10 protein-coding genes, 1 rRNA gene and 1 other annotated feature (1 of these 12 running past the window's edge) are annotated in these 10,080 nt (G+C 45.8%); all 11 genes read right to left on the bottom strand.

The window, feature by feature from the left end; translation table 11 throughout:
* Positions 1 to 162, bottom strand: a 16S ribosomal RNA gene (locus SK066_RS06070) (it extends 1,391 nt beyond the left edge of the window).
* A gap of 789 nt (positions 163 to 951) precedes the next feature.
* Positions 952 to 1,863 (bottom strand): prephenate dehydratase, encoded by a 912-nt coding sequence (gene pheA, locus SK066_RS06065; protein ID WP_320544023.1) that lies wholly within the window; start codon positions 1,861 to 1,863, stop codon positions 952 to 954.
* Positions 1,860 to 2,858, bottom strand: coding sequence for a homoserine kinase (gene thrB, locus SK066_RS06060; protein WP_320544022.1), 999 nt, complete (start codon positions 2,856 to 2,858; stop codon positions 1,860 to 1,862). The genes pheA and thrB overlap by 4 nt, the downstream gene beginning before the upstream one ends.
* A gap of 15 nt (positions 2,859 to 2,873) precedes the next feature.
* On the bottom strand, positions 2,874 to 4,163 hold the full coding sequence (locus SK066_RS06055; RefSeq protein ID WP_188777159.1) for a homoserine dehydrogenase: 1,290 nt from the start codon (positions 4,161 to 4,163) through the stop codon (positions 2,874 to 2,876).
* Positions 4,164 to 4,269: 106 nt separating this feature from the next.
* A complete protein-coding gene (locus SK066_RS06050) occupies positions 4,270 to 4,707 on the bottom strand; it encodes an ACT domain-containing protein (protein ID WP_188777156.1) in 438 nt (145 codons plus the stop codon).
* A 356-nt stretch (positions 4,708 to 5,063) separates the two neighbouring features.
* Positions 5,064 to 6,374: a GTPase ObgE gene (obgE, locus tag SK066_RS06045; protein ID WP_320544021.1), complete on the bottom strand. Its 1,311-nt coding sequence runs from the start codon at positions 6,372 to 6,374 to the stop codon at positions 5,064 to 5,066.
* A gap of 51 nt (positions 6,375 to 6,425) precedes the next feature.
* Positions 6,426 to 7,238, bottom strand: coding sequence for a Spo0B domain-containing protein (locus SK066_RS06040; RefSeq protein WP_320544020.1), 813 nt, complete (start codon positions 7,236 to 7,238; stop codon positions 6,426 to 6,428).
* A 194-nt stretch (positions 7,239 to 7,432) separates the two neighbouring features.
* The gene (gene rpmA, locus SK066_RS06035; RefSeq protein WP_188777152.1) at positions 7,433 to 7,744 is read right to left on the bottom strand and encodes a 50S ribosomal protein L27; all 312 of its coding nucleotides are present in this window, start codon (positions 7,742 to 7,744) and stop codon (positions 7,433 to 7,435) included.
* 5 nt (positions 7,745 to 7,749) lie between these two features.
* Positions 7,750 to 8,097, bottom strand: a complete 348-nt coding sequence (locus SK066_RS06030) for a ribosomal-processing cysteine protease Prp (protein WP_250344187.1) — start codon at positions 8,095 to 8,097, stop codon at positions 7,750 to 7,752.
* 13 nt (positions 8,098 to 8,110) lie between these two features.
* Entirely contained in the window at positions 8,111 to 8,422 is a 312-nt protein-coding gene (gene rplU / locus SK066_RS06025; RefSeq protein ID WP_188777147.1) for a 50S ribosomal protein L21, read from the bottom strand.
* A 13-nt stretch (positions 8,423 to 8,435) separates the two neighbouring features.
* Positions 8,436 to 8,521: a sequence feature (ribosomal protein L21 leader region), on the bottom strand.
* A 54-nt stretch (positions 8,522 to 8,575) separates the two neighbouring features.
* The gene (locus SK066_RS06020; RefSeq protein WP_320544019.1) at positions 8,576 to 9,823 is read right to left on the bottom strand and encodes an Rne/Rng family ribonuclease; all 1,248 of its coding nucleotides are present in this window, start codon (positions 9,821 to 9,823) and stop codon (positions 8,576 to 8,578) included.
* Positions 9,824 to 10,080 lie beyond the last annotated feature (257 nt).

Here is a 10,080-nt window from a genome sequence, read left to right as displayed (position 1 = left end):
TTCCGGTAGTTATCCCAGGCTAAAGGGCAGGTTGCCTACGTGTTACTCACCCGTCCGCCGCTAAGTCTCAAGAAAGCAAGCTTCCTATCGACTCCGCTCGACTTGCATGTATTAGGCACGCCGCCAGCGTTCGTCCTGAGCCAGGATCAAACTCTCCAATAAAGTGTTTGACTTGCTCATTTTGTTGCTGGCGAGAACATTGCTGTTCTCTATTTGTTGAAGAACCGAAGTTCTTCACTCACTCGTTGTTCAGTTTTCAAAGATCAAGCTCTTTCGTTGCCACTCATTGTCTCTTGCAGCAACTCTTATATCTTATCATTTTCTTTCTTTTCTGTCAACAACTTTTTTTGAAGTTTTTTTCAACCGTTTGTTGGTTGTAAACTTAAAAGTTGTTGAGTCAGAAGCTTTATTTCGTTCTTTTATATTACCTAAGAAACAAAACCAGCTTTTTTCTCTTTATTATCACTCGTTCGTGACAACTTTTATAATATATCATGCCCTCAGATATTTGGCAAGCACTTTTTTATAATTAATTTTCGAATGTGTATTTACCCAAATCAATCATCAAAAACCCACTCATCCAGGTGCTGATTATTCGGTACTGCTCTCGTTATATTTTTAGTAATATCATGCCTACCCTTTTAACATGATAGCTGCAATACAAAGGAGTCACAGAAGGACATGACATGATTAACTGTTCTATCATGGATTGTAGGTAGGATCATATATTAGGCCGCTTTGTAAAAATAAAGACAGTAGCTATAGAAACGAACCCACAGCATCATGCTATGCTGGTTCTGATCTAAGCTCTGTCTTTATATAATTCAATCCAATATATGGTCAATCTTAGCTCTTAGCTCTTAGCTCTTAGCTCTTAGCTCTTAGCTCTTAGCTCTTAGCTCTTAGCTCTTAGCTCTTAGCTCTTAGCTCTTAGCTCTTAGCTCTTAGCTCTTAGCTCTTAGCTCTTGCCAAATTGTACTCATAGCATGGGTAAGAGCCAAGAACTCTTACCTGACAGCCGAGTGCTTGAATTTCTTCCATTGCTGCCTTGATCAGTACGGAATCCTGTGAGGCCAGTACATCGATATAGAAATAGTAATTACCCAGCTTCTTCTTAGTTGGACGTGATTCAATACGAGAGAGATTGAGCTTGCGCCATGAGAAGGCAGCCAGCACCTGATGGAGTGCACCGGCAAAGTTCTCAGACAGCGTAATTAGCATACTCGTCTTCATATGATCGGCTTCTTTTTTGACGGTGATGGGGCGATTACCGATCAGAACAAACCGAGTATGGTTATTGTCGTGATCTGTAATACGGTCAGCGAGTATATCCAGGCCGTATTTTTGTGCGCCCAATGAAGTACCAATCGCTGCGAGTCCTTGACCTGGGTTCTGGCTAACCATCTGCACCGCTTCAGCCGTACTACCGACATGCTCCAGCTCTGCTTCTGGCAATGTACTTCGAATAAATTGATGACATTGCGCCATCGCTACGGGGTGAGACAACACTTTACGAATGCGGCTATAGTCCAGATCGCTTTCTGGACTCACAAGAGACGGATCTTCTCCATCAGCAATCAATTCACTGCGTCTGCCGATCAGATTTTGAATCGATGGATACACCCACTCCAATTGCATCGGAATATCCACTTCATGTACAAGCCAATCCATATGCAGGGTTACAGAGCCTTCAATCGTGTTTTCGATTGGAATCACGCTATAATCTGTCTTTCCTTGAGCTGTAGACAGAAAGACATCGGCAATCATTTTATGATGTACAATCTCGATCGGTTGATCGCCCAGGATATGGAGTAGTGCTTCATGAGATACGGAGCCAGACGGTAAGGCAGCAATACGAATCATAAACGAACTTCTCCTTTGACAATATCCATAAATGAATAGGTTTCGGTATCGTAGTAGTATACAACGCCCTCAGTTACAGGTTCAAGCCATAATGTGCTAGCTGTAATCCCTTGCGCCTTCATTGTATCAATCAAATACCCTTCCAGTTGGTCCTTCTTCGCCGAATGACGATCTACAAATGCGATCATTGTAGGGCCTGCACCACTAAGTGCAATGCCCAGTGCGCCATGATCAGTCGCCTGCCCTAAAATCTGCTCCATTCCCGGTACAAGAGTCGCACGATACGGCTGATGCAGACGATCCTGCATCGCTTCACGAATCAGATTCAGCTTGCCTGAGAATAATGCCGCGACCAGCAGAGAGCTACGACTAATATTATAGATCGCATCGGCCATGGATAGCTGGGCTGGTAATACTTCGCGTGCTTTGGTAGTAGACAATTGGAAATCAGGAATAATCACCAGCGCTTGTAGCTCCGTTGGCGGTGTAATTCGCAGACAGTTTGCCTGCTGCCCATCCCATGTGGCTACTACAATTCCACCATAGAGAGATGCACCCACATTATCAGGATGCTTTTCAAAGGCTGTCGCCATATTCAGCAGCTCTTCATCAGGAAGCGCATGTCCTGTTAAGGCATTTGCTGCGGCTAAGGCACCGATGAGTGCTGATGCGCTACTACCTAATCCCCGAGTGAGCGGAATGTCCGAATACATGGTAATTTCGAGTTCCGGCATCGATACGTTTGCTTTACGGAAAACAGCCTGGGCCATTTTATAAATTAGATTCGTTTTATCCGTAGGGATACCATATAGCTGGTCACCTAGCAATGTGATACGAGTCTGCTCCGCTTCCTTCATCTCAATCCAGGAGTACAAGCCGAGTGCCATACCTAGCGTATCAAAGCCCGGCCCTAGATTCGCAGTACTCGCTGGAACAGCAACACGAACTGCTTTACGAGGTGTATATACTTTTTGAAAACCTTCATTCGTCATCATCACTACACTGCTCCTTTAAATATCTTCGACCCGATAGATACTCTTGATGCGCTGAATCACATCGAGATTCTCGAAATGCTGCAATACCCGGTCAAAGCTGGCTTTGCTCGCACGGTGGGTAATGATCACAATCTCTGCATCCGGGTTAGTTGCATTGGGCTGCTGAACAACGGATGCTAAGCTTACATTATACTCGGCAAATACCTGAGTGATCTGAGCAAGTACCCCTGCTTTATCATCGACGTGCAGCAGGATAAAGTTTTTGTACATAACCTGATCGTCAGATTGAAGCTTCTTCGTCTTATAGGGCACGATCGCCTTTAGTCCATTGACACCTAGCTTGAGATTTTTGATCACAGCGATCAGATCAGCTACAACCGATGTCGCTGTCGGCAATTCACCTGCACCTGCTCCGTAGAACATCGTCTCTCCTACCGATTCACCATGCACGTATACGGCATTGAACACACCGTTGACCGAAGCGAGTGGGTGATTTTTCCGGATCATGGTTGGCTGCACGCTGATTGTAATATGATCATTTTGACTTGTAGCGATACCGAGCAGCTTCATTTCATAGCCTAGATTTTTGGCATAGTTAATGTCTTCCTTCGTAATAGAAGAGATCCCCTGTACCGTTACATCGGACAGCTCCACGTTCGTACGGAAGCCCAGCGTACCGAGAATTGCCATTTTACGTGCTGCATCCAGACCTTCCACATCACTTGTCGGATCGGACTCCGCATAGCCAAGCTCCTGTGCTTCCTTCAGCACATCGGCGTACGAGGCACCTTCCTGACTCATTTTACTCAAAATATAGTTGGTCGTACCGTTGACGATCCCCATAATCTTCACAATGCGGTCAGAGGAAAAGCCTTCAATCAACGTACGAATGATCGGAATACCACCCGCAACACTTGCTTCATAAAATACATCACACTGCTTTTCCTGCGCCTTCGCCAGAATGGCACTACCATGCAGTGCCATCAGATCTTTATTCGCCGTAACGACATGCTTACCGCGCTCTAATGCTTCTAGAATATATTCACGTGTCGAATCAATACCGCCCATTACCTCAACGATCACGTCAATGTCTGGATCGCGGATCACTTCCCACGGATCGGTTGTCAAACAAGCTGGATCAATATCAATGTTACGCGCCTTATCGATGCTACGTACAGCAATCTTCTCAATCGTAATCGGTGAACCTACCTGACTGCTCAGGTCTTCCTGGTTTCCCTGTACGATGCGTACTACGCCCGTTCCTACTGTACCTAATCCTAATAAGCCTACTTTTACTGGTTTCATCTTGCCCTTCCCCTCCTGAGACGATTTCTGCTCATTTGTTGTCTGCTCTGTTATATACGGGATATCGTGCTTCCATCCATTGTATAGTAGTCCGCGACAGTCTGCATCAGCCTTGACCAATAATATGAATATGCCGTACACCAGCTACATTTTGCATCGCTTCTACCATCGTATCCAGATCCTCAGTCAAACGCGTCGTCTCTACGGACAGAACAACGTTCGCTCTTCCCTGCAAAGGGATACTCTGATGAATAGTCAGTACGTTTCCTCCATATTCAGCCATCAAGCCCAGCACATGAGACAAAATACCAGAACGGTGATCCAGATCAAAGGAGACGGTAATGATTCGATCCTTTTCCAAACGGTTAAGCGGATGAATCCCGTCCTTGTATTTATAAAAAGCACTACGGCTGAGACCGATCTTTTCGACTGCTTCATTGATCGTGCGTGTATCGCCCGAAGCTAAAAGCTCCTTCACGCGCATCGTCTTCAGCACTGCCTCAGGTAAAATATCTTCACGTACAAGATAGTATTTTTCTTTCACAGCGTCCTCTCCTCAAAGACTCATGTTTTCGTATAGTGGACATTATAAAGTAACTGTCCATGTCAGGCAACCACTTTTTCCTTGATAAGGCTTACATTGGGGCTGAAATAAGGCAAGCGGCATATCTGGCGGTATATAAAATAAAAAGCACGATCTCTGCGTTACAGTGTGAAGAAGGTTTATTCTTCAACCTGTTATTACAGAATATCGTGCTTTTGAGTAATATAATTCACTATAGCTAATCAAACGACTATATATTTAATCTATCGTGCATCGTCAAGTTGACCGCTAACATAACGGGTCACAGCAAGTCAGCCACACCTTACTTATGATCTTAGAAATACATGCTGATCGACTTAGAAATAACTGCTTCCTTCAACGAACTCAAATTCCAGCTCGCCAATTCGAACGACTGTGCCGTCTTTGGCACCGCGTTTACGCAGCTCGTTGTCGACGCCCATATGACGCATCGTACGACCCAGCTTCATAATCGCATCCTCGGAGTTCAGCTGCATGCGTTTCATGAGGTTTTCGATCTTCTTGCTCTCCACCACGAAGATTTCGTTCTCGCGGTAGATTTTGAAGCCCTCGTCTTCTTCTTTTTCCAAACGATATACTTTACGCTCAGCAACCTGCTGAACCTCTTCAACAGCAACAGCTTCAGGCATTTGATCCAGTTGATCCGCCGCTTTGTAGAGCAGCTCCTGAATACCCTGACGTGTTAATGAAGAAATCGGAATGATCTGGATATCCGGTCTTACTTCAAGCACCTGGCGAGTGAACTCCTCCAGATTCTGCTGTGCTTCTTCCATATCCATCTTGTTAGCCGCTACAATTTGAGGACGCTTTTCCAGCTCCGCACTGTACAGCTTCAGCTCTTCATTGATTTTCACCCAATCCTCAAATGGATCGCGTCCTTCCGAGCCAGATACATCTACCACGTGAATGATAACGCGTGTACGCTCAACGTGACGCAAAAACTCATGACCCAGACCGATGCCTTCATGAGCACCCTCAATCAGACCTGGCAGATCCGCCATAACAAAGCTGCGATCATCACCTACAGCAACTACACCCAGGTTTGGCGTAATCGTTGTAAAATGATATGCACCGATCTTTGGTTCTGCTGCGGATACAACAGACAGAAGTGTCGATTTGCCGACGCTCGGGAATCCAACCAGACCTACATCCGCCATGACTTTCAGTTCAAGCACAATGTTACGCTCCTGGCCTTCTTCACCATTTTCAGCCAGATAAGGTGCCGGGTTCGCAGGGGTAGAGAAACGAGTATTCCCGCGTCCTCCACGTCCACCTTTTGCAACGATAATCTCCTGATTGTGGCGCGTTAGGTCAGCCAGCACTTCGCCGCTATCCTCATCAATAATAACTGTACCTGGTGGGATACGAACGATTGTGTCGTCTGCACCTGCACCATGCTGGTTTTTCGTACGTCCTTTTTCACCGCGTTGTCCTTTGAAGTGACGCTGATAACGGAAATCCATCAGCGTACGCAGACCTTCATCTACACGGAAAATGACATCGCCGCCGCGACCACCGTCACCACCTGCTGGTCCTCCGTTTGGAACGTATTTCTCACGACGAAATGAAATCGTTCCGTTACCTCCGTCGCCACCTTTTACAAAAATCTTCGCTTTATCTACAAACATAATTGCACCTCTATTTTCAAAATACTTTCCCTATTCGCTAAGGGAACCCTGCTATTCTATATGCAGTGTAATCGATGACGGATCTTCCTCTAATCGAGAAGCCCGAATATCTGTCGACTGCACATAACGATTCACTTCAAGCCATAGTGTCTCCGCATCAGGATACTCACCCTCTGGCTCGAAAATCACTTCCATGCCATCGTCGCTACTACGAATCATAATAAACAGTGTGGGGCATTCACCCCAGGACGATCCTCCATATTGCTCATAAGCGGAGATCGTCTGCTGCATCACTCGGGTCAACGCCTCACTCTGTTCCGGCGTAAGCCGTGCGGCGAGCGTCATTCCATCCTCGATCTCCAATTCTAGCTTAATGTTACGATTAACGGCTGTAAATGTCTGCAAATAAAATACGAGCTGTGGAATTCCCAAGCGAGAAACACGACTATCCGCATTCATTTGCTCCTTGATACGTTCGATATTTTCAACGAGTCGTTCACGATTACCTAGCTGAACATAGCCATATAACAGCTGTAAATCATTCATCCAATCATGACGATGATGACTGAATGCTTCAATGGCTGTCTCATAAAGCTGCTCCAGATCAGCAGATGATTCTGCTGGTGTAGCCATAGAAAGAGATGCCGTTTGAGCTTCCTCATCCTTGATCCGAGCTGCTAATCGTTCTAACCGATGCTGCTCTGCTAGTTCACCATGTACCATTTTCAAACCAAGCCAGTAGACGAGTGCGATCCATAATCCCAGCAAAATAAAAGCAGGGAGCGTATTCCAGCGATATGCTGCTGCTAATGGTAAAATAATCGTTCCGGCAAGCACAGCCGGACGCCAGCCAAAATGCTTCATCGTTTCGCTCCAATCGTTAAGTGCTTATTCTCAACACTAAGTATAACACAACCCACGATTTGTCAAACGAGGAAAACGAAGGAGATTACTACGAATCTCGTCTCCACCCTACACTAGATAGAGCTTCCATAAATACAACAAGCCTCCGGCACTGACACGTACCGGAGGCTTGCTCATCCTATCCGAAGAAAGGATTATTGTTCGATTGCTGCTGCTACTGGAGCAACGTCAACCGGGTAGACGCTCACTTTTTTGCGGTCACGGCCCCAACGTTCGAATTTCACGACGCCGTCAACTTTTGCAAACAATGTGTCGTCTTTGCCGATGCCCACGTTTGTTCCTGGGTGGATTTTAGTACCGCGTTGACGGTACAGGATGTTGCCACCAAGTACGAATTGACCATCTGCACGTTTTGCTCCCAGACGTTTGGAGTGGGAATCACGACCGTTCTTCGTGGAACCTACACCCTTCTTCGAAGCGAACAATTGCAAATTAAGCTTCAACATGTTGTCTACCTCCTTTTTTCCGTTAATGTAACTTGCTTTATTTTGATATACTCACCGTAAGACTCTTCGATAGTTACAAGCATAACCTGCATTGATTCCAGTAACAATTGAATCTTCTCATGCGGCGCATCCTCTGAAAGATTCCGCAATCGCGCACTTAAAAATCCATCCTTCATCTTCGACTTCATCACTACACCAGTCAGAGATTCAATCGAGTTCACCGCTCCAACCGTAATGGCAGAAACAGCTGCACATACAATATCTTCTCCAGGATCAGCATAGCCTGCATGTCCGCGTGATGAAAAACCTTGAATTGTACCATCCTCAAGCCGTTCTATACGCACGATAATCAATTACCGCACCTTCTTACGCCTGGATTTTCTCGATAGTCACTTTAGTATAAGGTTGACGATGACCTTGTTTTTTGTGGTAGTTTTTCTTAGGCTTGTATTTGTAAACTACAATTTTGTGCCCTTTACCGTGTTTTTCAACTTTCGCTGTTACGGTTGCGCCTTCTACCAGTGGCAGACCTGTTACCAGACCGTCCTCTTTGGATACCGCCAGAACGCGGTCAAAAGTTACGCTTTCGCCGTCAGTAGCTTCCAGTTTCTCGATGAACAATACGTCGCCTTCTTGCACTTTGTATTGTTTACCACCTGTTTCGATAATTGCGTACATTCTCTTGCACCTCCTCATGTCTCAGACTCGCCTAATGCAGGTGTCTGTTATGTAAACATAACAAAACTTATAACCCGATCGGAGCGGTTACAGCATGTGAGGGAGTTATATCCGACACATACCAAATGATTGTAGCACAGCCATCTCAATAAATCAATCCCTAATCCATGATGCAATTTTCCCGGTGCCATGACAGACGGAACAGGTCTGATAGGCAAAGCTAGCTGTTTCTTCACGAGCCTTTTTTCGTGTCATTTCCAGTAGTCCAAGCCTTGTCCAGCCTACGATATGAGCTTTGGTGCGATCCTGTACAAGCACCTTCTCCAGCGCTTCAATAACAAGTCTGCGATTACTGTCCTGATCCATATCGATAAAATCAATAATAATGATACCGCCTGTATCGCGTAACCGTAGCAGGCGAGCAATCTCCTGAGCAGCCGCTATATTCGTCTGTGTAACCGTCTCCTCTAGTGTAGCCCCACCTGTGAACTTACCGGTGTTCACATCCACTACCGTTAATGCTTCGGTCTGATCCCATACGATATAGCTGCCACCCTCCAGCCAAATACGGCGCTGAAAATCATGATACAGCTTCTCTTCTACACCAAAGCGTTGCAAAATCGGCTCGGAATCACGGTATAGCTCAACCTTTGCTGCTTCCCCAGCAGAGGTAATGCCTGCTAAAAACTGCTTTACACGCTCCATACACGCAGTATCATCGGTAATAAATTGATCTTCCTCCGGATGAAACACATCGCGCAGCATTCGCTCTACTAGTCCGAGATCGCGATGTAGCTCTGCTGGTGGGCGCTGACGCTCGGCTCGAACAAGAATTTGCTTCCATAGACCACGCAGCATCAGCAAATCACTGGCTATGGCGTCGTCATGCTCCCCTTCAGCAACCGTCCGCAAAATCAGCCCTTCTTCTTCCTGACGCAGCTTCTCACCAAGATGTCGCAATCGCGTCCGCTCCTGATCGGTGCTTACTTTTTTCGATACTGCAATATAATCCGCATAGGGCATATAAACGAGCCAGCGACCTGGCAAGGAATAATGCGTGGTTAGCTTGGCGCCTTTACTACCAGATGGCTCTTTAGTTACCTGTACGATCAGTTCCTGACCCGGATGAATCAGCTCTGCGATATTCGGCTTCACGCTGGGCTGCTTATCCATATGCGGGTGCAGCACATCATCAATGTATAAAAAGCCATTTTTCTTCTGTCCAATATCTACAAATGCCGCCTGAATACCAGGCAGTACATTCATTACTTTTCCTTTATAAAAATTACCGGCGATTCCTTTGCCAGATGAACGCTCCGAAGCGAATTCTACCAGTTCACCTTTATCCAGTAATGCCATCCGTGTTTCGTTGGGATCACAGCTCACGATCATTTGCTTCATCAGGATAGTTCACCTCTATCTTCTCAGGCTGTGTTCACATGCCAGGTTAGCCAATATTAAGCAAGAATCGGAAGGATACACGGCGCGTGCTCAAATAACAATGTCATCGATCTGTCTTCTTACAGACGACAGTTGTCTCCTTTTACAATAGACGAATAGCGTGTATAAAAGGTTTCAATGAAAACAAGGCTAACACGTGCAGCTACCGGTTCACAGATGCACAATTATTATATAAATGTATAAAAAAACAGCCGGCT

The organism is Paenibacillus hunanensis (genome assembly GCF_034055775.1).
GTDB classification, from domain to species: Bacteria; Bacillota; Bacilli; order Paenibacillales; family Paenibacillaceae; genus Saccharibacillus; species Saccharibacillus hunanensis.
Note: the sequence above shows the minus strand (reverse complement) of the source record. Positions and strands in the feature narration are given on the sequence as shown.